Below are 20,518 nucleotides of genomic sequence, written 5' to 3' on the forward strand. Positions count from 1 at the left end.
CGTTCGCGTGCTTGCCCGATGCCACCCTGTGGCGACATCGCCCGCGGCTGCCCCGCCTGATCCTAGTCCAGGATCAGGCCCAGGATCATCCGGAAGGTGATCGCGACCGGCACCGTGACCAGGGAAAGCAGGATCGCATAGAGCACGATCATGTATTCAGGTCGATCCCGTTCCGCGCGGGGATCGAGCGGCATCAGCACTTCCCAGATCGCCAGCGGCACGACGCACAGGCCGATCAGCATGAAATCCAGGCGCAGCGGATCGTCGGGCAGGCCCGGCTCCATGTACAGGAAACGCGCCACGATGGCCGAGGCGAAACCGACCAGCACCAGGCGCAGCACGATCTGCAGGCCGATCGGATGGCGCGACGACAGGTCGTGGAACAGTCCCAGCACGACCAGGAGCGGGCGCGGCAGGGCGACGCCCGGCGCCTCGTCCGCGGCCTCGCCAGGGGTGCCGGCTGTGGGGCGGCCCCGGCGGCGCTGGCCCGGCGGGGGCGGCGGCTCGGCCGGCCGGCCGCGTTCGTCCAGGTAGACGTGCCAGGACCCGCCGGGGTCGGTGAACCCTTCGACCCGGCCGGCCTGGACGCGCTCGCGCAAAGCGGGCTCGGGAATGCCGAAACGGATGGCGGCTTCAGACAGGCGCAGGGACGGGCGGGCCGGCGGCATGTCCGGCTCTTGGCTCGCCCCGCCGGGCACGCCGGGGACCCGGGCCGCTTCACCTTCGGTTTCTGTCATGGTGCCGTAGAGTGCCTATCGCACCCCGCCTTCACAAGCAGCACACGTCCAAATCCGGCACCTGTGGCGCGCCGAGCATGCGTCATGGCCACGCCTGTGGCAGGGCCCGGCTATTCCGCGGCATCGGGCAGGCGCTCCGACACCGCCGCGGCGTGTTCGACCGCGTCGGACGAAGCACCCTGCGGCACGACGGGAACACGGCGGTGCACCACCGCGTGCACGAAGCCCAGCTTGTCGATGGCCGGGGTGGAGAGGACGAAGGGATAGAGGTCGGGCTGACCCATGCTGCGGTTCAGGCTGTTCATGGCGAAGGTCAGCGGCAGCCAGGCCTCGATCAGGTCGGTCGCGGCCTCAGCGCGATAGGGGTTGAAGTCGACCTCCGCCGCCAGTTCGTCACCCTTGGCGATGCGCGGGCGGATGCGCAGGTTGAAGGCGCGCGCCGTCTCCAGCGTGTCGACGATGTGCAGGTAGTGGGCAAACGTCTCGGCAAAGTCCTCCCAGGGGTGGGAGGCGGCATAGCTGGAGACGTAGTGCTCCTGCCAGTTCGGCACGGGACCGTTCTGGTAGTGGCGCTGCAGGGCCTGGGCATAGTCCTCGCGCTCGTCCCCGAACATCGCGCGGCAGGCGTCCAGGCAGGCGGCATCGGGCGCCACCAGGCGATCCCAGAAGAAATGGCCGATCTCGTGCCGGAAATGGCCCAGCAGCGTGCGATAGGGCTCGCCCATCTGGGTCCGGCGGCGTTCGCGCTCGGCGTCGTCCGCCTCGGCCAGGTTGATGGTGATCAGGCCGTCGTCATGGCCGGTCAGGACCTTGGGCGCCACGCCGTCGTCACCGTCGGCCAGGAAGTCGAAGGCCAAGCCCTTGTCCGGATCGTCGATGCGGTTGGGCAGCGGCAGGTCCAGCTTGACCAGCGTGTAGAACAGCCGGTGCTTGGCCAGTTCCAGGCGGCGCCAATGCTCCCGGTTATCCCCCAGGGACAGGTCGGGAATGGTGCGGTTGTGCCGGCACGACAGGCAGTGCGTGTCGGCATAGTGCGCGGGGATCAGCCAGTTGCACACGCCGTCGAGCGCATTGGCGCAGAAGCGATAGCGCGCGGCCTCGTCCGGGTCGGCCAAGGCCCGCCACAGCTCGGCCGGCGGCGCGTCGCCCTCGGCCGGGGCGTCGGCCGGCTCCAGCGCGCTGAGCACCATCAGGCCCGGCACGAAGCCCAGGCGATGCCCACACGATTCGCAGCCCGTATTCTCGAAGTAGAGCGGCTGCGCACAGGATTGGCATTCGAACAGCTTCATGGCGCAGGTCTTCCCCCAACGGCGATGGCAGGTGGCGCAGGCACCCCGGCGCCTGCCTGGATACGAAACAGCAACGCCCGCGCGCGGGTTCCGTGACCCCGGGCCTGCGCGGCGCAGGCCTGCCCTGCGGAGCGCGGCACGGCGGCAGCCCGTCGTAAACGGATTGTTGAAACGCTTGCGTTTTGTCTGGTGGTGTACACTGGCCGCGGAAGGAGACGATCGTGGCGTCGATGATCGCGGCCCTGCGCCGCCTGCGCGACCGGATGAGCATGAAGCAGCAGGCCGGCCTGCTGATGGCCCTGGTCTGCCTGACGACGATCACGCTGATGACTGTCACCGCCGCCCTGATCGTGCGCGACCGCGCAATCGAGCACGCAACGGCCGAGATGGCCGACCTGGCGACCGACATGGCCAACAGCCTGGACCGCGACATGTTCGGCACCTATCGCGAGATCGGCAACTTCGCCAGCCTGCGCCCCCTGGCCGACATCTGGGCCGCCAATGACGGCGTGACGCGGGCGATGCTGAACCAGTTGCAGGAGGCCCGGCCCGCCTATGCGTGGATCGGCTTTGCCGCGCCGGACGGCACGGTCCAGGTGGCGACCAAGGGCATGCTGGAAGGCAAGTCCGTTGCCGAGCGACCCTGGTTCAAGCAGGGCAGCAAGGGACTGGCCGCGCTGGACATTCACGAGGCCAAGCTGCTGGTGGCGCTGCTGGGTCCGTCGCGCGATGGCGAGCCCTTCCGCTTCGTGGACGTCACCGCGCCCGTGCTGGCCGCCGACGGCACGCTGAAGGGGGTCGTCGGCGCGCACCTGAGCTGGACCTGGGCCGAGGCGACGCGGGACCGGCTGCTGGCCCGCTACGACCCGGCACTCGCCACGGACATCTGGGTGACGGATGCCAAGGGGGCGTCGATCCTGGGCCAGCCGTTCGGTTCGCCCGAGCTTGACGCCGATGCGCTGGCGGCCACGGCCAGGGGGCCCATCACCTATATCGACGAAGCCAGCGATGGCGACTTCTTCGCGGCGGCCGTCGCGACGCGGGGGATGGAGGCCTATTCCGGCCTGGGCTGGCGCGTGATCGCCCGTCGCCCCACGGCGGCCGTCCTGGCCGGAGCCTATCGCGACGTGGCGCAGATCCTGGCGATCGGCCTGCTGGCGGCGCTGGCCAGCGTGGCGGCGGCGATCTATTCGGCGGGCACCCTGACCCGCCCGGTGCGGCGCCTGACGCTTGACGCGGATCGCGCCGGCCGCGACCCAGGCTTCAGCGGGTTCGACCGGCTGCGCGGCTCGTCCGACATGCTGGCCCTGTCCACGGCCCTGCGGTCGCTGGTGCGGCGCGTCGACTTCGCCGAGACCAGCCTGAACCGGGCACGGGCCGCGGCCGCGCGCAGCCACGTCGTCCAGTCCGAGGAGATCGAGCGTCACACCCAGCAGGTCGAGGCGCTGCGGGCACTCGCCAATACCGATCCGATGACGGGCCTGCTGAACCGCCGCGGCTTCGTCGCCCAGGCGGGCGACGTGCTGGACTACTTCAAGCGCTATGGCCGGGCGTTTGCCGTCCTTGTCGTCGACATCGACCATTTCAAGCGGGTCAATGACGGCCACGGCCACCCGGCGGGCGACGCCGTCATCGTCGCCGTGGGGGCCATCCTGGCCGAGGCGGCGCGGCGCACCGATCAGGTCGCACGCTTTGGCGGCGAGGAGTTCGTGGTCCTGCTGCGCGAGGTGACGCCCGAATCGCTGACGACCTGGGCCGAGCGGGTGCGGGCCGCGGTGGCCGACGGAGCAATCGCGATCCCTGGCGGCGGCACGGTGCAGGTCACGATCAGCCTGGGCGCCACGCTGGCCAGCCCCGGCGACCGCGACGTGGAGGACATCATCCAGCGCGCCGACCAGGCGCTCTACATGGCAAAGGGGCGGGGGCGCAACCAGGTGGTGACCCTGATGCCCGAGCCACTTGCCAGCGCCGCGCAGTAGGACCGGCGCCCACCTGGCTCAGCGCCGTGGATCGCCCGCGACCATGCCGTACAGGACGTGGTCGCGCCACTGGCCGTCGATCTTCAGGTACTGCCGGGCATAACCTTCCTTGCTGAAGCCGACGCGCAGCAGCAGGGCTTGGCTGGGGCCGTTCCCGGGCAGGGTGGCCGCCTCGACCCGATGCAGGTTCAGGCCGTCGAACAACCAGGGGAGCAGGGCCCGCACGGCGTCCGTCATGTAGCCCTTGCCCGAATGGCTGACGCCCATCCAATAGCCGATGGAGCAGGACTGCGTGACGCCCCGGCGCACGTTGCTGACCGTGATGCCGCCCACCAGGGCTTCGTCGGCGCGGCGGAAGACGAGGAAGGCATAGCCCAGGTCCTCGCGCGCATCATGGGCATAGCGGCGCAGCCGCCGCCGGAACGAGGCGCGCGTCAGGTCATCGGGCGGCCAGGTCGGCTCCCACGGGGTCAGGAACGCGCGCGATGCGGAACGCAGGTCGGCCCAGGCCTCGTAGTCGGCGACCACCGGCGCGCGCAGCACCACCCTGGCGCCGCTGATCGCGGGCACCAGTTCGGGGCGAAAGCTGCGCAGCAGCGCGTTCACGGATGCGGCCTCTCCTCCTCGACCTTATGCGGTGAGTCTACACGCAAAGTCGGCCAGGCAGGCTAGGTCCGAAAGCGCTCCAGGATGCGGTCGTGCGCAGGCAGGCCGGCGACCGGGCCAAGGGCCGCGATCGCGGGGGCGCCCTGGTCCAGGATCCGCCGCGCCACGCGCCGCACGGCGGCGGCGTCGACGGCGTCGATGCTGGCGATCAGCTCCGGCGTCGGGATCACCCGGCCATGGATCAGCATGTGGCGTGCCAGCTGCTCCGCGCGGGACGACGAGCTTTCGAGCGACATCAGCAGCCCTGCCTTCATCTGCGCGCGGCCGCGGGCGACCTCTTCCTCGGTCGCGTGGACGCTGACGTCCAGCATCTCGTCGGCGATCACCGGCACCAGGTCGGCGACCGATTCGTCGCCCGTCCCGGCATAGATCCCCAGCATTCCGCCATCGTGATAGGACGAGGCGAACGAGAATACGGAATAGGCAAGGCCCCGCTTCTCCCGCACTTCCTGGAATAGCCGGGACGACATGCCCCCGCCCAGCACGGTCGAATAGACCTGGTAGGCATAGAAATCGGGATCGTCATAGGCCAGGCCCGGAAAGCCGATCGCCAGGTGCGCCTGCTCGAAATCGCGCACGTCGCGTGCTTCGCCGCCCACATGGCGCGACGGCTCCGGCGCGAAGCCGCTGGCCGGGCCCAGCGCATCGAAGCGCGTGCGCGCCATGTCGACCAGCGCGTCATGATCGACCCGTCCGGCGCCGGCGATGACCATCGCGGGGGCCCGGTAGTGCTCGGCCATATAGGCGTTGAGGTCGCCGCGCTGGAACCCCTCCACCCGCTCGACCGTCCCCAGGATGGAGCGGCCCATGGGCTGGTCGGGGTGGGCCGCCTCCTGCAGCATCTCGAACACCAGGTCGTCGGGCGTGTCCTGGGCCTGGCCGATTTCCTGCACGATGACCTGGCGCTCGCGCACCAGTTCCTGCTCCTCGAAGGTCGAGTGCTGCAGGATGTCGGACAGCATGTCGACGGCCAGCGGCACGTCCTCGGCCAGGACGCGCGCGTAGAAGGCCGTGTGCTCGCGGCTGGTATAGGCGTTCAGGTGGCCGCCCACCGCCTCGATCTCCTCGGCGATGGCGCGGGCATCGCGCCGCTCCGTCCCCTTGAAGGCCATGTGCTCGATCAGGTGGCTGATGCCGTTCTGCTCCAGCCGCTCGTGTCGGGCACCGACATCGACCCAGATGCCGATGGCACTGGTCAGCGCGTTCGCCGAATCCTCGGTGACGACGCGCAGGCCGGAATTGAGTGTGGTGATCCTGGTACCCATCAACCGCCATTCCCCACGACGCTGCGGACGTGGGCCTTCAGTTTGTCGGCATCGGCCGGCAGGACGTCATAGTGTTCGGGCCGCTCCAGCAGATCGGCCAGACGATCGGGCAAGGCGGGGCGCTTGCCGATGGCCCGCTCGACCGCGTCCGGGAACTTGGCCGGATGCGCGGTCGCAAGGGTGACGACGGGAATGTCGCGCTGCATCCGCGCGGTGCGCGCCGCGGCGATGCCGACCGCCGTATGGGGGTCGATCACCAGGCCCGTCTCGCCATGGACGCGGGCGATGGTGTCCAGCGTTTCCTCCTCGCTCACCGCCCGGCCCGTGAACAGGCTGCGCGCCTGCATCAGCGCGACACGGCCCAGCTGGAAACTGCCCTGGTCGCGCAAACCCTCCATCGCGGCGCGGACGACCGCCGGATCGCGGCCCTCGACCTCGTAGAGCAGGCGCTCGAAATTGCTGGACACCTGGATGTCCATGCTGGGGCTCATCGTCGGTTCCGTCTCGCCCTTGTCATAGAAGCCGGTGGTCAACGCGCGCGCGACAATGTCGTTGCGGTTGGTTGCGACCACCAGGCGACTGATATGGAGGCCCAGGCGCTCCGCGATAAGGCCTGCATAGCAGTCCCCGAAATTCCCGGTGGGCACGGAAAAGGTGAGCGCCCGGTCCGGTCCTCCCAGCAGAAGGCTGGCATAGACGTAATAGGCTGCCTGCGGCATCAGGCGCGCCCAGTTGATCGAATTGACGGCGCCCAGCTGTACCGCGTCGCGGAAGTCCAGGTCGTTGAACAGGTCCTTCACCAGGGCCTGGCAGTCGTCGAACGTGCCTTCGATCGCGACATTGTGGATGTTGTCGTCCAGCACCGTCGTCATCTGGCGGCGCTGCACCTCGGACACGCGCCCCTTCGGATGCAGCATGACGACCCGGATGTTGCGTCGCCCGCGCATCGCCTCAATCGCGGCGGACCCCGTGTCGCCGGACGTGGCGCCCAGCACCGTCATCCGGCCGCCGCGCGCCGTCAGCGTGCGCTCGAACAGGTGGCCGAGGAGCTGCAGTGCCACGTCCTTGAAGGCCAGCGTCGGCCCGTGGAACAGCTCCAGGATCCAGTCATTGGGCCCGATCTGGACCAGCGGCGCCACCGCGGCGTGGGCAAAGGTGGCGACCCCGCGGCTGACCAGCTGGGCGAATTCCTCGGCCGGCATGGCGTCGCCGATGAAGGGCAGCATGACCCGGGTCGCCAGGTCCGCATAGGTATTGCCCGCCAGGCGGTGCAGCTCGTCCGAAATGTTGGGCCAGGTCTCGGGCACATAGAGGCCGCCGTCGCGGGCAAGCCCGGTCAGCAGCACATCCTCGAATCCCAGGCGGGGCGCCAGACCCCGCGTGCTTACATAGTCCAAGTCGTCAGTCCCCCAGGCCGGGTACCACCGTTCCGGCCTGAATACACCATAGCACGCCCTAGTGGCTTGCCGGGACCGCAGGGCCGCTGCGCGCGTCGAGCCAGGCCAGGACATCGCTGCGCAGGCTCTCGTTCCGCCCCAGGGGCGAGGCGAAGGCGACCAGCGGGCCCAGGTGGCCGATCTCGGGATACGTGATGAAGGTGACGGTGTTGCCCTTCGCCTCCAGCGCGCGCTTCAGCGACCGGGGATTGTGGAGGTAGACGGTGTCGTCCGCCTCGCCATGGATCAGCAGGGCCTCGGGCGCGTCGACGGTCACCTTGTTGACGGGCTGGGTCGAGGGCAGGTCGGCCACCTCGCCAAAGGCCCCCTTGGACAGCGGCGAGTCGAGCGGCAGGAAGTCATAGGGGCCGGCCAGGCCGACAAAGCCGGCGATTTCCTGGATCCGATGGCCGTGGCGCTCCAGGAACGGCGGGTCATAGGCGACCATGGCGCCATTATAGGCGCCGGCGGAGTGGCCCATCACGAAGACGGGGCGGCCGGGGGCGATCTCCTGCCGGTGATCCAGCGCCCAGGCCATGGCGGCGGCACTGTCCTCGACGAAGTCGGGATAGTGGATGGCCGGGACCAAGCGATAGTCGGGCAGGACCACGGCATAGCCATTGGCGGTCAGCGTCTGCGCCATGAAGCGGTAGTCGCCCTTTTCCCCTGAGTTCCAGCCACCGCCGTAGTAGAACACGACCAGGGCCTTGGCCGGCGCATCGGGACGGTAGACGTCGAGCTTCTGCCGGGGCAGCGAACCATAGGGCTGGTCCGCCTGGACCGTGTAGCCGGCGGACGAGACGACCAGGTCCAGCGCCTTGAGCGGCGAGCATGCCGCCGCCCCCAGCGCGCCCACAATGACCAGCGCAAGCCCCAATCCCAGCCACATCATCCGCAACAATCCGCTCCCTGGATAAGTCATGGCGACCCGCGCCGCCGCCGTGGGGGTTGCGCCGCACGCCATCCTCGCGGCATGTGGGGCCGACCGGTCCCTGGTGGAGACGATACGTGGGCGCATTGCTCTGGCTCGCATCCTATCCCAAGTCAGGCAATACCTGGCTGCGGGCGTTCCTGCACAACCTGCTGATGAACCCGGATGTTCCCGTGCCGCCCAACCAGATGACGCGCTTCGCGCTCAGCGACACGCACAAGGCCTGGTACCGCGCCGCCAACAACGGCCAGCCGGTCGACCAGCCGAGCTCCGACGTGCTGGCCAGCCTGCGCGTCAGTGCCCAGCGCGCCATGACCCAGGCCTCCCGCGATACGGTGTTCGTCAAGACGCACGCGCTCAATGCCGACTATCACGGCGTGCCGCTGATCGTGCCGCAGGTCACCGCCGGTGCGATCTACGTCGTCCGCAACCCGCTGGATGTCGCCCTGTCGGTCGTGCCGCACTACGGCCTGCCGCTCGACCAGGCGATCGAACGGCTTGCGCTCGTCACCGGCGGTTCGGCCGAGGATCCGGAGAACGTGCCCCAGCTGATCTCCTCCTGGTCCGCCCATGTCGAGAGCTGGACGGCCAGGCCGTCGCCCCAGCTGCACGTCGTGCGTTACGAGGACATGATCGACAAGGCCTTTGCGACGTTCCAGGGCATTGCCCGCTTCCTGGGCCTGGACCCGCCACGGGACCGTCTGCAGAAGGCGATCCGCTTCTCGTCCTTCCGCACGCTGCAGCAGCTGGAGGCGACCCATGGCTTCACCGAGCGCAGCCCGACGGCCGAGCGCTTCTTCCGCGAAGGCCGCTCGGAGCAATGGCGCAGCCAGCTGAGCAAGGACCAGGTCGCCCGCATCGTCGCCGACCACCGGGATCAGATGACCCGCTTCGGCTACGTTCCGCCGGGGTATTGAAGGCGCCGCATCCACCCTCCCTACCCTATGTCCTCCGCTTTATGCGGAGGACCCATGAACCGACCCGTCAACTTGCCTACCGGCGCAGAACCGACATCGGCTGATCCATTCGGAGAGGGTTCTGAGCCGCTCCGCGAACGGCAAAGTCAGTTCATGGGTGGCCCGGATAAACCGGGCCACGTAGGTATTGGGGAGTTGGACGCTTCTGACTGGGGGCTGCGTTGATCCAAGGCCTGGCGATCTATGGCGTGGCAGCTTTGGCCGAGATTGCGGGCTGTTTCGGGCTGTGGTCCGTGGTGCGGCTGGGGAAGTCGGCCTGGTGGCTGGTGCCCGCCACCCTGTCGCTGGTGCTGTTCGCCTGGGTCCTGACGCAGGTTCAGCTGGAGTTTGCCGGCCGCGCCTATGCCGCCTATGGCGGGGTCTACATCGCCGCCTCCCTGGCCTGGCTCTGGGTGGTGGAGGGCGTGCGGCCGGACCGCTTCGACCTGATCGGTGCCAGCCTGTGCCTGGCCGGTGCGGCACTGATCCTGTTCGCCCCGCGCAGCATCTAGGGGCTTGGCAGGGCCGATCGTCGCGGCGCTAAATGGTGCGGCAATTCGGCCAGACGGATGACCACCATGGCAACGCAAGCCTGCCCGGCGTTTCACGAACGTGTTCGCTCCAAAGCCCCGGCGGCGCGCGCCGCCCTGGCGCTGAGGGCATGCGGCATGGCCTTGGGCCTTGTCCTGGCGGGCGCCGCGCTGGCCCAGCCGGCCGCGGCCAAGACGCTGATCTACTGCTCCGAGGGGAGCCCCGAGAACTTCAACCCCCAGATCAACACCACCGGCACCTCGTTCGATGCCTCGCGCCCCGTCTACAACCGCCTGGTCGAGTTCGAGCGCGGCACCACGACCGTGGTGCCGGGCCTGGCCGAGTCCTGGGAGATCTCACCCGACGGACTGGTCTATACGTTCAAGCTGCGCCAGGGCGTGAAATGGCATGCCCAAGGCGGTTTCACGCCCACCCGCGACTTCAACGCGGACGACGTCCTGTTCTCGTTCAATCGCCAGTGGAAGGAGGACAGCCCCTTCCACAAGGTCTCGGGCGGTGCCTATGACTATTTCAACGACATGGGCATGCCGGACCTGATCAAGTCGATCGAGAAGGTGGACGACCACACGGTCCGCATCACGCTGAACAAGCCCGAGGCGCCGATGCTGGCGGACCTGGGCATGGACTTCGCCACGATCCAGTCGGCGGAATATGGCGATTTCCTGCTGAAGGCGGGCACGCCCGAGCAGATCGACCAGGTTCCGGTCGGCACCGGTCCCTTCGTCTTCGTCGACTACCAGAAAGACGCGGTGATCCGGTACAAGCGGTTCGACGCCTATTGGGGCGGGCCGGCGCCGATTGAGAACCTGGTCTTTGCCATCACGCCCGATGCCTCGGTCCGCTATGCCAAGCTGAAGGCGGGCGAATGCCACGTGATGCCTTATCCAGCACCGGCCGACCTGGAGGCGCTGGGCAAGGAGGAGGGCATCACCCTGCTGTCGCAGGAGGGGCTGAACATCGGCTACCTCGCCTTCAACACGACCAAGGCGCCGTTCGACGACCGCCGCGTGCGACAGGCGCTGAACATGGCGATCGACAAGGAATCGATCATCAAGGCGGTCTACCAGGGTGCCGGCAAGGCGGCGACGAACCCGATCCCGCCCACCATCTGGTCCTACAACACTGCGGTGCAGGACTATGCCTATGACCCCGAGAAGGCCAAGGCGCTGCTGGCGGAAGCGGGCCACCCCAACGGGTTCGAGACCGACCTGTGGGCCATGCCGGTCCAGCGCCCCTATAACCCCAATGCCCAGCGCATTGCCGAACTGATCCAGGCCGACCTGGCCAAGATCGGCGTGACGGCCAAGATCGTCACCTATGAATGGGGCGAGTACCGCAAGCGCGCGCAGGATGGCGAGCACCAGATGGCCCAGCTGGGCTGGACCGGCGACAATGGCGATCCCGACAACTTCCTGCACACGCTGCTGGGCTGCGACGCGGCGCGTCCGGGCGGCAGCAACATCGCCAAGTGGTGCTTCAAGCCGTTCGACGACTTGGTGGTAAAGGCCAAGACGATCAGCGACCAGGCCGAGCGGACCAGGCTCTATGAGCAGGCGCAGGCCATCTTCAAGGAGGAGGCCCCCTGGTTCACGATCGCCCATTCGGTGGTGTTCGAGCCGGTGCGCAACGAGGTGAAGAACTACAAGATCAGCCCCTTCGGCGTGCACGAGTTCTACGGCGTCGACCTGGCGGAGTAGGTCTTCAAGGCGCGGGCCGTGCGCCCGGAGGTGGATGGCTCCGCCACTTGCACCAATAGCCCGCTCATCCCCGCCTTCGCGGGGGTGAGCGAATCTTAGGTCGGCAATTGCCATGATCCGGTTCTTTCTGGGGCGGCTGGTCCTGGTGGTGCCGACGCTGCTGGGCGTCGTTCTGCTGGCCTTCCTGCTGATCCGCCTGGTGCCCGGCGATCCGGTCGAGGTGCGCTCCGGCGAGCGCGGCATCTCGCCCGAGCGGCACCAGCAGATGCTCGAGGCCTGGGGCCTGGACCAGCCGCCGTGGAAGCAGTTCGTCGATTACGTCGCGAAGGTCGCGCAAGGCGACCTCGGCACCTCGGTCGTCAGCGCCAAGCCGGTGCTGCGCGAATTCCTGACCCTGTTCCCCGCGACCATCGAGCTGACGGTCGCCGCGATGATCCTGGCCGTCCTGGTCGGGCTGCCGGCGGGCGTGCTGGCGGCCCTGAACCGCGGCGGGCCGCTGGACCATGTCGTGATGGGGGCAGCACTGACCGGCTATTCGATGCCGATCTTCTGGTGGGCGATGATCCTGATCCTGGTCTCGTCCATCCAGCTTGGCCTCACGCCCGTGTCGGGTCGCATCTCGCTGCTGTTCTTCACGCCGCCGGTGACCGGCTTCATGCTGGTCGACACGCTCCTGGCGGGTGACTTGAGGGCCTTCCGCTCGGCCCTGCATCACCTGATCCTGCCGGCCATCGTGCTGGGGACCGTGCCGTTGGGCGTGATCGCGCGCATGACACGGTCGGCCATGCTGGAGGTGCTGGGCGAGGACTATGTCCGCACCGCCCGGGCCAAGGGGCTGAGCCCGTTCCGCGTCGTCTGGGTCCATGCCCTGCGCAACGCGGCGATTCCCGTCATCACGGTGATCGGGCTTCAGGTCGGCGTGCTGCTGTCGGGCGCCATCCTGACCGAGACGATCTTCTCCTGGCCCGGCATCGGCAAGTGGCTGATCGAATCGATCAACAAGCGCGACTACCCGGCGATCCAGGGCGGGCTGCTGCTGGTGGCGAGCACGGTGGTGTTCGTCAACCTGTGCGTCGACCTGCTCTATGGCGTGATCAACCCCCGCATCCGGACGACGCGATGACGCCGCAGGCCATTCCCGCCGCGTCCACCCTGCCGTCCCCCGCGGGCGAAGCCTGGGCCGACTTCCGCCGCAACAGGGGCGCGCTGGTGGGCCTGGGCGTGATCCTGCTGGTGGCCGTCATGGCGGTCTTCGCCGACTGGCTGGCGCCCCATCCGCCCGATGCGCAGTACCGCGACGCGCTGCTGCAGCCGCCCGTCTGGCAGGCGGGGGGCACGTGGATGTTTCCGCTGGGCACCGACGACATCGGCCGCGACATGCTCTCGCGCCTGATGCATGGCGCGCGTCTGTCGCTGCTGATCGGCATTGTCTCGGTCGCCTTGTCGCTCAGCCTGGGGGTCGCGCTGGGCCTGGTCGCGGGCTTTGCGCGGGGGGTCACGGACCAGGCGATCATGCGCCTGATGGACATCATGCTGGCCTTGCCCAGCCTGCTGCTGGCGGTCGCCATCGTGGCGATCCTGGGTCCCGGCCTGATCAACGCGATGATGGCGATCGCCATCGTCACCCTGCCGCACTACACCCGCCTGACCCGCGCCGCCGTCATCGCCGAATTGAGCCGCGACTATGTCACGGCCAGCCGGATTGCCGGCGCCGGAACCCTGCGCCTGATGCTGGTCGTGGTCCTGCCCAATTGCGCGGCGCCGCTGATCGTGCAGGCGACGCTGGGCTTCTCGACCGCGATCCTGGAGGCGGCGGCGCTGGGCTTCCTGGGCCTGGGGGCACAGGCGCCGACGGCCGAATGGGGCACGATGCTGGCCGGCACGCGCCAGTTCCTGGAGCGCGCCTGGTGGGTCGTGACCTTTCCCGGCCTTGCCATCCTGTTCACCGTCCTTGGCTTCAACCTGATGGGCGACGGTCTGCGCGATGCCCTCGACCCCAAGCTGAAGCAACGCTGATGGCGCTGCTGGAGGTCGAGGCCCTGAACGTCCGGTTCGGCCGCTTTCGCGCGGTGGAGGATGTCAGCTTCAGCCTGGACCGGGGCGAGGTGCTGGGCCTGGTGGGCGAATCGGGTTCGGGCAAGAGCGTCACCTCCCTGGCCCTGATGGGCCTGATCCCGTTTCCCGGAGAGGTCGCGGCTGCCCGCATGGCCTTCGACGGCCGAGACCTGGACCGCCTGTCGGGCCGCGCCCGGCGCGCCCTGAACGGGCGGGACCTGGCCATGATCTTCCAGGAGCCGATGACCAGCCTGAACCCGTCCTTCACGATCGGGACCCAACTGACGGAGACGCTGAGTGCGCACCAGGGCGGCAGCGCGCGGGCCAATCGCGACCGGGCTGTCGAACTGCTGGCCAAGGTGGGCCTGCCCAGCCCGGAACAGCGCCTGGCCTCCTATCCCCACCAGCTCTCCGGCGGGCAATGCCAGCGCATCATGATCGCGATGGCGATTGCCCTCCGCCCCCGCCTGCTGATCGCGGACGAGCCGACGACGGCGCTGGACGTCACGATCCAGGCCCAGATCCTGAGCCTTTTGCTGGAGCTTCAGCGCGAGACGGGCATGGCGCTGCTGCTCATCACGCACGACCTTGGCGTGGTCGCGCGCATGGCCCAGCGCGTCGCCGTCATGTACGCGGGCGAGATCGTCGAGACGGGCACCACCGCGGACCTGTTTGCCGCTCCGCGCCATCCCTACACCGCGGCGCTGCTCGACGCGTTGCCGGAGCGGGCGCCGCCGGTGGTGCAGGATGGCGTGCGGCGCCGGGCCCGCCTGCCGGCGATACCGGGCGTGGTGCCCGGCGCCCACGACCGCCCGCCCGGCTGCCGGCTGGAGCCGCGCTGCCGTTTCGCAGGGCCCCGCTGCGTGGCCCAGGCGCCGGCCCTCCATCCGGTGCGCGGCGGCCAGGCACGCTGCCATTGGCCGCTGGAGCCGGACGGCCGGCCCGGCCCGGAGCGCTGAGCGATGGCCGTTCTCGCCGCTCACGACCTGCGCCGCCACTACGAGATCACGCGCGGGCTGTTCCGCCCCGGTGTCTCGCTCAAGGCGCTGGATGGCGTGTCCTTCACCCTGGACAAGGGGCGGACGCTTGCCGTGGTCGGTGAATCGGGCAGTGGCAAGTCGACGCTCGCCCGCCAGCTGACGCTTGTCGAGCAGCCCAGCGCGGGCAGGTTGGACATCCTGGGAGAGGTGGCGGACGCCAGCGATCGGGCCCTGGTCAAGCGCCTGCGCGCCCATGTCCAGATGGTGTTCCAGAACCCCTATGGCTCGCTGAACCCCCGCCGCACGATCGGCGCGGCGCTGGAAGAGCCATTGCTGGTCAATGGCGTCGGCGATCGAGCGGGCCGCCGGGCCGCCGTGGCCGACATGCTGGCCCGTGTCGGTCTGCGTCCCGAGCATGCGCAGCGCTATCCGCACATGTTCTCTGGCGGGCAGCGCCAGCGCATCGCCATTGCCCGCGCGCTGATGCTGCGGCCGGAAATCCTGGTGGCGGACGAGCCCGTCTCCGCCCTCGACGTGTCGATCCGGGCCCAGGTGCTGAACCTGCTCCTGGACCTCCAGGACGAGATGGACCTGGCCATGGTTTTCATCAGCCATGACCTGTCGGTGGTGCGCTTCGTCGCGGACGAGGTCCTGGTGCTCTATCTCGGGCGCACGATGGAGCAGGCGCCGGCCCAGGACCTGTTCGCCAGGCCCGCCCACCCCTATACCCGGGCACTGCTGGCGGCGACCCCCAGCGTGGCCGCCGCGGGGGAGGGGGCGGCCGGCTTCCGCCCGATCGAGGGGGAGATCCCCTCGCCGCTGGCACCGCCCTCGGGCTGCGTCTTCCGCACGCGCTGCCCCTTTGCCATCCCCCGGTGCGCCGAGGAGGTGCCGGCCCTGCGCCCGGCAGGCGGGGGGCAGGCGGCCTGCCACCGCGCGGACGAGGTGCTGGCCCTCAGCCCTCAATCGTCATAGCGGTCATCGTCGTCATCGACGTCGCGCTTCACGATCTCGGCGGTGACGGGGTGCAGGTGCAGTTCGACGCGGGCCCCGTCCGAAGCCCTGGCCTTCACCTCCCAGCAGCCGTCGTCGGCTTCGATCTTGCGCGCGTCATAGCCCATGGCCGCGACGCGGGCGGCGACATCGGGCAGGCTCAGCCATTGCGCGCGATCGACGCGGCCGCAGTGGCGATCGTCGTCGGCCAGGGCGGGCAGCGTGGTGGCGGCCAGGCCCAGGGCGATGGCGGCGGTTCCCAGAAGGATCTTCATGGCACTCTCGTTCTCGTTCAGGTGCTTGCGATGGCCCGAGAGTGACGGCTGCGGCATGACAGGGGCCTGAGCGCGATTGTCAGCGTTCTGTCATCCGGCCCCTGGCAGGAAGAGGTGCATGTCCGCGCCGCGCTCCGTCCCCGCCATCCTGGCGCTGCTTGGGCTGGCCCTGGCATTGGCCGTGGCGGCGCCCGCGCGCGCCGATGACGACGATGCCGAGCGGGCCTGGCACGGGGCCCGGTCCGGCCGCCTGATGCCCTTGCCGCGGATCGTCGAGGCGGTCCGCCAGCGCTTTCCCGGCGAGGTGCTGGACGTCGACCTGGATGACGATGACGGCGCGCCCGAGTACCAGATCCGCCTGCTGATGCCCAATGGCCGCGTGCTGGAGGTGGAGGTCGACGGCCGCACGGGCCGCATCCTGGACGTGGACGAGGACGACTGAGCGATGCGCATCCTGCTGGTCGAGGACGACGCGCGCATCGCGCGCGATGTGGCGGAGGCGCTGGCTGCCGCCGGCTATGTCGTCGACCGCGAGGCCAACGGCGAGGAGGCGTGGTTCCGCGGCGATACCGAGGATTATGCCGCCGCCGTGCTGGACCTTGGCCTGCCGGGCATGGATGGCCTGTCGGTCCTCAAGCGCTGGCGCGCCAATGGCCGGGCCTTTCCCGTCCTGATCCTGACGGCGCGCGGCACCTGGTCCGAACGGGTGGAGGGGATCGACGCCGGGGCCGACGACTACCTGCCCAAGCCTTTCGCGATGGAGGAACTGCTGGCCCGCCTGCGCGCCGTCCTGCGCCGCGCGGGCGGTCACGCCGCACCAGTGATCCAGGCGGGCGGCCTGGTGCTGGACCCGCGCCAGATGCGGGTCAGCCGCGGCGGCACGGCGATTGCCCTGTCGCCGCAGGAATACCGGCTTGTCGCCTACCTGATGCACCATGCGGGCCGCGTCGTGCCGCAGCAGGAACTGGCCGAGCACCTGCAGGCCGAGCACTATGAGCGCGACTCCAACGCGGTCGAGGTCCTGATCGGCCGCGTTCGCCGCAAGCTGGGGGCGCAGGCGATCGAGACGCGGCGCGGCTTCGGCTACATCATCGCCGGCGCGTGACGGCCGGCATGGCGACCGCCTTCTGGCATTCCCTGCGGCTGCGGCTGCTCCTGTTCGCGGTGGCGGGGACGGCGGTGGCGATCACGGCCGCGACCTTCGCGCTGCTCGCCCTGTTCGATCGCTACCTGGAGCATCGCGTGGGGCAGGAACTGGACAGCCATATCGTCCAGATCGCCGCCCAGCTGCGACTGGACCCGCAGGGGCGGCTGGTCCTGGCGGCGGAACCAGGCGATCCGCGCTTCCAGCGTCCGCTGGGCGGCCTGTACTGGCAGGCCCTTGACGCGGCCGATGGCACCACCTTGCGCTCGCGCTCGCTGTGGGACGGCAGCCTGGTGGCGCCGGACGCTGCCCTGGCCGCGGGCGAAGTGCGGGCCAGCCGCACGACCACGCCCGATGGCAGGCCTGCCCTGCAGCATGACCGCACGGTGATCCTGACGCGGGCGGGGGCGGACCATCCGGTGCGCGTCTCGGTCGCGATCGACCGCACGGCCCTGACCGAGCTGCGCGGCGGCTTCTTTCGCGACCTGCTGCCGGGCCTCGCCCTGCTGGGCCTGCTGATCCTGGCAGGCGCCTGGGTCCAGGTCCGGGCCGGCCTTGCCCCGCTGAAGGCGGTGGGGCAGGGCCTGGCGCGGGTGCGCGACGGCAGCACCCGCCGGCTGGAGGCAGCGGTGCCGCCCGAGATCGAGCCCCTGGTCGCCAAGCTGAACGACCTGCTGGCGGCACAGGATCAGGCGATGCAGCGCGCACGCGACCGCGCCGTGGACCTGGCGCATGGCCTGAAGACGCCGCTCACGGCCCTGGCCGGCGACGTCCAGCGCCTGCGTCAGGCAGGGCAGGCGGCCCTGGCCGCGGAGATCGAGGCAGTCGGCAGCCAGATGCAGCGCACGATCGACCGCGAACTGGCGCGCGCCCGCCTGCGCTATCGCAGCGGCCCGGCCGACGCCCCGGTTAAGGTCGTCGCGGTCGCGGACGCCATCGTCCGCACCCTGCGCCGGACGCCGCGTGGCGAGGCGCTGGACTTCGTGAACGAGGTCCCGGCGGGCCATGGGGCGGCGATCCTGGCGGAAGACCTGGCCGACATCCTGGGCAACCTGATGGAGAATGCCACCCGGGCGGCCCGCAGCACCGTGCGCATCGGCTCCAGCATCGCCGGCGGTGACCTGTCCATCGTGGTCGAGGATGACGGGCCCGGCCTGGCGGCGGAGGACCTGCCGCGCCTGGCCGCCCGCGGTGGTCGCCGCGACGAAGGCGGCGGAGCCGGCCTGGGGCTGGCGATCGTGGGCGACATCGTCGAGGCCTATGGCGGGGCGCTGGCCTTCGATCGCTCGGCCCTGGGCGGGCTCAGGGTCCGCTGCGACCTGCCGCGCCGGTCGCCAGGCGCCGCGCCCAGCCTGCCATGAGCTGAAGCGCCGCCAGGACCAGCAGGGCCGCGACGATGCCCAGGCCATTGGCCAGGAAATCGCCGAACTCGCCCAGCCGGGTTTCCGTCTGCGTCTGCAGGATCTCGATCGCACCGCTATAGGCCAGCAGCACCAGGGCCGCGGGCAGGACCCGGCGCGGCAGGACCAGGGCCAGGCCCGCCATCAGCATCAGGCCGAAATAGCCGACGAAGTGCACGCCCTTGTCCCAGGCCTGGGGCGCCACGGGATTCTCGGCCAGCGAGGCATAGGTCGCGTAGCACAACGTGGCCACGACCCCCAGGACCAGCAGGCGGCGCACGGGACCCGCCGCGTGCCAGAACCTGTACAGACGCGCAAGAAACGACATGGCCCATATCCTAGGGCCCAGGACATCATATTGCAGTGCGGCATAAACGCGGTGCCGCCGGTGAAGAATTCCAGAAGGCACTAGAATTTTCGCGGGGTCGAACTCCGCGTCTTTGACGGGCGCGGCCGGCTCCGTCACACTCCGCCACTTCATACATTTGCCGTGTCTCTGGGAGGAAACGATGCTGGGCTTGATGCAGGACCGACCACTTCTGATTTCGTCGTTCCTGACTCACGCGGCGCTCTATCACGGGGACCGCGAGATCGTCAGCCGCACCATCGAGGGTCCGATCCACCGCACCAACTATCGTGAGGTGGAGCGCCGCGCGCGCAAGCTGGCCAATGCGCTGGCCGGCCTGGGCGCGACGTTCGGCGATCGCATCGGCACGCTGGCGTGGAACGGCTATCGGCATCTGGAGATCTGGTACGGCACGTCCGGCTCGGGACTTGTCTGCCACACGATCAATCCGCGCCTGTTCCCGGAGCAGATCTCGTACATCGTCAACCATGCCGAGGACCGGGTCCTGTTCGTCGACCTGACCTTCGTGCCCCTGGTCGAGAAGTTCGCCGACAAGCTGACCGCCGTCCGCCACTTCGTCATCATGACCGACCGGGCGCACATGCCCGAAACGACCATTCCCAACGCCCTCTGCTATGAGGAGATCGTCGAGGCAGCGTCCGAGGACTATGCCTGGCCGCAGTTCGACGAGAATACCGCCTCGTCGCTGTGCTACACCTCGGGCACGACGGGCAATCCGAAGGGGGTGCTCTACTCCCACCGCTCGACCACGATTCACAGCCTGTCGGCCAACTCGGCCGATGCGTTCTGCCTGTCCAGCCGCGACGTCGTGCTGCCGATCGTGCCGATGTTCCATGCCAATGCCTGGTCGCTGCCCTATGGCGTGTCCATGGTCGGCGCCAAGATGGTGTTCCCCGGCGCCAAGCTGGACGGTCCCAGCGTGCATGAGCTGCTGGAGGGCGAGGGTGTCACCTTCACCGCCGCGGTCCCGACCGTGTGGCTGATGCTGCTGCAGCACCTGGAGGCGACGGGCGGCGCGATCACCACCCTGAAGCGCGTCGTGATCGGTGGCTCGGCGGCTCCCGCCAGCATGATCGAAACGTTCGAGAAGAAGTACGGCGCCACCGTCATCCATGCCTGGGGCATGACCGAGATGAGCCCGATCGGCACGCTGGGTGCGCTGAAGGCCGGCATGGACAGCCTGCCCTATGAGCAGCAGCTGGCCTACAAGGCCAAGCAGGGCCGCGCCGTCTATGGGGTCGAGATCAAGATCACCGACGATGACGGCAACGAGCTGCCGCGCGACGGCAAGGCCTTTGGCCACCTGATGGTGCGCGGCCCCTGGATCGCCAAGGCCTACCTGAAGAACGAGGGCGGCAACATCCTGGACAAGGATGGCTGGTTCGACACTGGCGACGTCGCGACGCTGGACCCCGAGGGGTACATGCAGATCACCGACCGGGCCAAGGACGTGATCAAGTCGGGCGGCGAGTGGATCAGCTCGATCGACCTCGAGAACGCGGCCGTCGGCCATCCGGCGGTGGCAGAGGCGGCGGTGATCGGCATCGTCCATCCCAAGTGGGACGAGCGGCCCCTGCTCATCGTCGTGAAGAAGCCCGGGGCCGAGGTGACCAAGGACGAGTTGCTGAAGTTCCTGGAGGGCAAGGTCGCGAAGTGGTGGCTGCCCGACGACGTCGCCTTTGTCCCCGAGCTGCCGCACACCGCGACAGGCAAGCTGCTCAAGACCAAGCTGCGCGAGGACTTCAAGTCCTGGCGCCTGCCCACCGCCGACGCCGCGGAATAGGCGACCAGTCCCG

20 protein-coding genes are annotated in these 20,518 nt (G+C 69.2%); 12 read left to right on the forward strand and 8 right to left on the reverse strand.

Features of this window, described 5'->3' with window-relative positions; genetic code table 11:
• Positions 1 to 62 precede the first annotated feature (62 nt).
• Both ACI6GS_RS07705 and ACI6GS_RS07710 read right to left on the reverse strand, forming a co-directional pair.
• Positions 63 to 668, reverse strand: a complete 606-nt coding sequence (locus tag ACI6GS_RS07705) for a hypothetical protein (RefSeq protein WP_439817206.1) — start codon at positions 666 to 668, stop codon at positions 63 to 65.
• 179 nt (positions 669 to 847) lie between these two features.
• Positions 848 to 2,026: a zinc-binding metallopeptidase family protein gene (locus ACI6GS_RS07710; RefSeq protein WP_439817207.1), complete on the reverse strand. Its 1,179-nt coding sequence runs from the start codon at positions 2,024 to 2,026 to the stop codon at positions 848 to 850.
• A 230-nt stretch (positions 2,027 to 2,256) separates the two neighbouring features.
• On the opposite strand from ACI6GS_RS07710, the gene ACI6GS_RS07715 reads away from it, so the two are divergent.
• Positions 2,257 to 4,005 (forward strand): sensor domain-containing diguanylate cyclase, encoded by a 1,749-nt coding sequence (locus tag ACI6GS_RS07715; protein WP_439817942.1) that lies wholly within the window; start codon positions 2,257 to 2,259, stop codon positions 4,003 to 4,005.
• 18 nt (positions 4,006 to 4,023) lie between these two features.
• On the opposite strand, the gene ACI6GS_RS07720 is transcribed toward ACI6GS_RS07715, so the two are convergent.
• From ACI6GS_RS07720 to ACI6GS_RS07735, 4 genes are all read right to left on the reverse strand, one after another.
• Positions 4,024 to 4,611 carry a GNAT family N-acetyltransferase gene (locus ACI6GS_RS07720; RefSeq protein WP_439817208.1) on the reverse strand — a complete coding sequence of 196 codons (588 nt, stop codon included), beginning with the start codon at positions 4,609 to 4,611 and terminating at the stop codon, positions 4,024 to 4,026.
• Between the two features lie 62 nt (positions 4,612 to 4,673).
• Complete coding sequence (locus ACI6GS_RS07725) at positions 4,674 to 5,936, reverse strand: M16 family metallopeptidase (protein ID WP_439817209.1); 1,263 nt, start codon at positions 5,934 to 5,936, stop codon at positions 4,674 to 4,676.
• Positions 5,936 to 7,333 carry a threonine synthase gene (gene thrC, locus ACI6GS_RS07730; protein ID WP_439817210.1) on the reverse strand — a complete coding sequence of 466 codons (1,398 nt, stop codon included), beginning with the start codon at positions 7,331 to 7,333 and terminating at the stop codon, positions 5,936 to 5,938. The genes ACI6GS_RS07725 and thrC overlap by 1 nt, the downstream gene beginning before the upstream one ends.
• Before the next feature lie 58 nt (positions 7,334 to 7,391).
• Positions 7,392 to 8,264: an alpha/beta hydrolase gene (locus ACI6GS_RS07735; protein WP_439817211.1), complete on the reverse strand. Its 873-nt coding sequence runs from the start codon at positions 8,262 to 8,264 to the stop codon at positions 7,392 to 7,394.
• 116 nt (positions 8,265 to 8,380) lie between these two features.
• Between ACI6GS_RS07735 and ACI6GS_RS07740 the strand changes: the two genes are divergently transcribed.
• The 7 genes from ACI6GS_RS07740 (at position 8,381) to ACI6GS_RS07770 (ending at position 15,518) form a co-directional block, all read left to right on the forward strand.
• A complete protein-coding gene (locus ACI6GS_RS07740; RefSeq protein WP_439817212.1) occupies positions 8,381 to 9,220 on the forward strand; it encodes a sulfotransferase domain-containing protein in 840 nt (279 codons plus the stop codon).
• A gap of 224 nt (positions 9,221 to 9,444) precedes the next feature.
• Entirely contained in the window at positions 9,445 to 9,771 is a 327-nt protein-coding gene (locus ACI6GS_RS07745; RefSeq protein WP_439817943.1) for a YnfA family protein, read from the forward strand.
• Positions 9,772 to 9,927: 156 nt separating this feature from the next.
• On the forward strand, positions 9,928 to 11,508 hold the full coding sequence (locus ACI6GS_RS07750; protein ID WP_439817213.1) for an ABC transporter substrate-binding protein: 1,581 nt from the start codon (positions 9,928 to 9,930) through the stop codon (positions 11,506 to 11,508).
• 112 nt (positions 11,509 to 11,620) lie between these two features.
• On the forward strand, positions 11,621 to 12,631 hold the full coding sequence (locus tag ACI6GS_RS07755) for an ABC transporter permease subunit (protein WP_439817214.1): 1,011 nt from the start codon (positions 11,621 to 11,623) through the stop codon (positions 12,629 to 12,631).
• Positions 12,628 to 13,524, forward strand: coding sequence for an ABC transporter permease subunit (locus ACI6GS_RS07760; protein ID WP_439817215.1), 897 nt, complete (start codon positions 12,628 to 12,630; stop codon positions 13,522 to 13,524). The genes ACI6GS_RS07755 and ACI6GS_RS07760 overlap by 4 nt, the downstream gene beginning before the upstream one ends.
• Positions 13,524 to 14,522: an ABC transporter ATP-binding protein gene (locus ACI6GS_RS07765; RefSeq protein ID WP_439817216.1), complete on the forward strand. Its 999-nt coding sequence runs from the start codon at positions 13,524 to 13,526 to the stop codon at positions 14,520 to 14,522. The genes ACI6GS_RS07760 and ACI6GS_RS07765 overlap by 1 nt, the downstream gene beginning before the upstream one ends.
• 3 nt (positions 14,523 to 14,525) lie before the next feature.
• Positions 14,526 to 15,518, forward strand: coding sequence for an ABC transporter ATP-binding protein (locus ACI6GS_RS07770; RefSeq protein ID WP_439817217.1), 993 nt, complete (start codon positions 14,526 to 14,528; stop codon positions 15,516 to 15,518).
• Here the strand turns inward: ACI6GS_RS07770 and ACI6GS_RS07775 are convergent.
• Positions 15,506 to 15,868 carry a PepSY domain-containing protein gene (locus ACI6GS_RS07775; RefSeq protein WP_439817218.1) on the reverse strand — a complete coding sequence of 121 codons (363 nt, stop codon included), beginning with the start codon at positions 15,866 to 15,868 and terminating at the stop codon, positions 15,506 to 15,508. The two genes, ACI6GS_RS07770 and ACI6GS_RS07775, sit on opposite strands and share 13 nt — an antisense overlap.
• A gap of 61 nt (positions 15,869 to 15,929) precedes the next feature.
• Between ACI6GS_RS07775 and ACI6GS_RS07780 the strand changes: the two genes are divergently transcribed.
• Genes ACI6GS_RS07780 through ACI6GS_RS07790 form a run of 3 tightly spaced genes read left to right on the forward strand, consistent with a single transcriptional unit; the run spans position 15,930 to position 18,316 of the window.
• Positions 15,930 to 16,253 carry a PepSY domain-containing protein gene (locus tag ACI6GS_RS07780; RefSeq protein ID WP_439817219.1) on the forward strand — a complete coding sequence of 108 codons (324 nt, stop codon included), beginning with the start codon at positions 15,930 to 15,932 and terminating at the stop codon, positions 16,251 to 16,253.
• 3 nt (positions 16,254 to 16,256) lie between these two features.
• On the forward strand, positions 16,257 to 16,916 hold the full coding sequence (locus ACI6GS_RS07785; protein ID WP_439817220.1) for a response regulator transcription factor: 660 nt from the start codon (positions 16,257 to 16,259) through the stop codon (positions 16,914 to 16,916).
• An 8-nt stretch (positions 16,917 to 16,924) separates the two neighbouring features.
• Positions 16,925 to 18,316, forward strand: a complete 1,392-nt coding sequence (locus ACI6GS_RS07790; RefSeq protein WP_439817221.1) for a sensor histidine kinase — start codon at positions 16,925 to 16,927, stop codon at positions 18,314 to 18,316.
• On the opposite strand, the gene ACI6GS_RS07795 is transcribed toward ACI6GS_RS07790, so the two are convergent.
• The gene (locus ACI6GS_RS07795) at positions 18,258 to 18,683 is read right to left on the reverse strand and encodes a VanZ family protein (protein WP_439817222.1); all 426 of its coding nucleotides are present in this window, start codon (positions 18,681 to 18,683) and stop codon (positions 18,258 to 18,260) included. The genes ACI6GS_RS07790 and ACI6GS_RS07795 overlap by 59 nt on opposite strands.
• A 181-nt stretch (positions 18,684 to 18,864) precedes the next feature.
• On the opposite strand from ACI6GS_RS07795, the gene ACI6GS_RS07800 reads away from it, so the two are divergent.
• Entirely contained in the window at positions 18,865 to 20,505 is a 1,641-nt protein-coding gene (locus ACI6GS_RS07800) for a 3-(methylthio)propionyl-CoA ligase (RefSeq protein ID WP_439817223.1), read from the forward strand.
• The last annotated feature ends 13 nt before the right edge of the window (positions 20,506 to 20,518 follow it).

The organism is Zavarzinia sp. CC-PAN008 (genome assembly GCF_051903925.1).
GTDB lineage: Bacteria > Pseudomonadota > Alphaproteobacteria > Zavarziniales > Zavarziniaceae.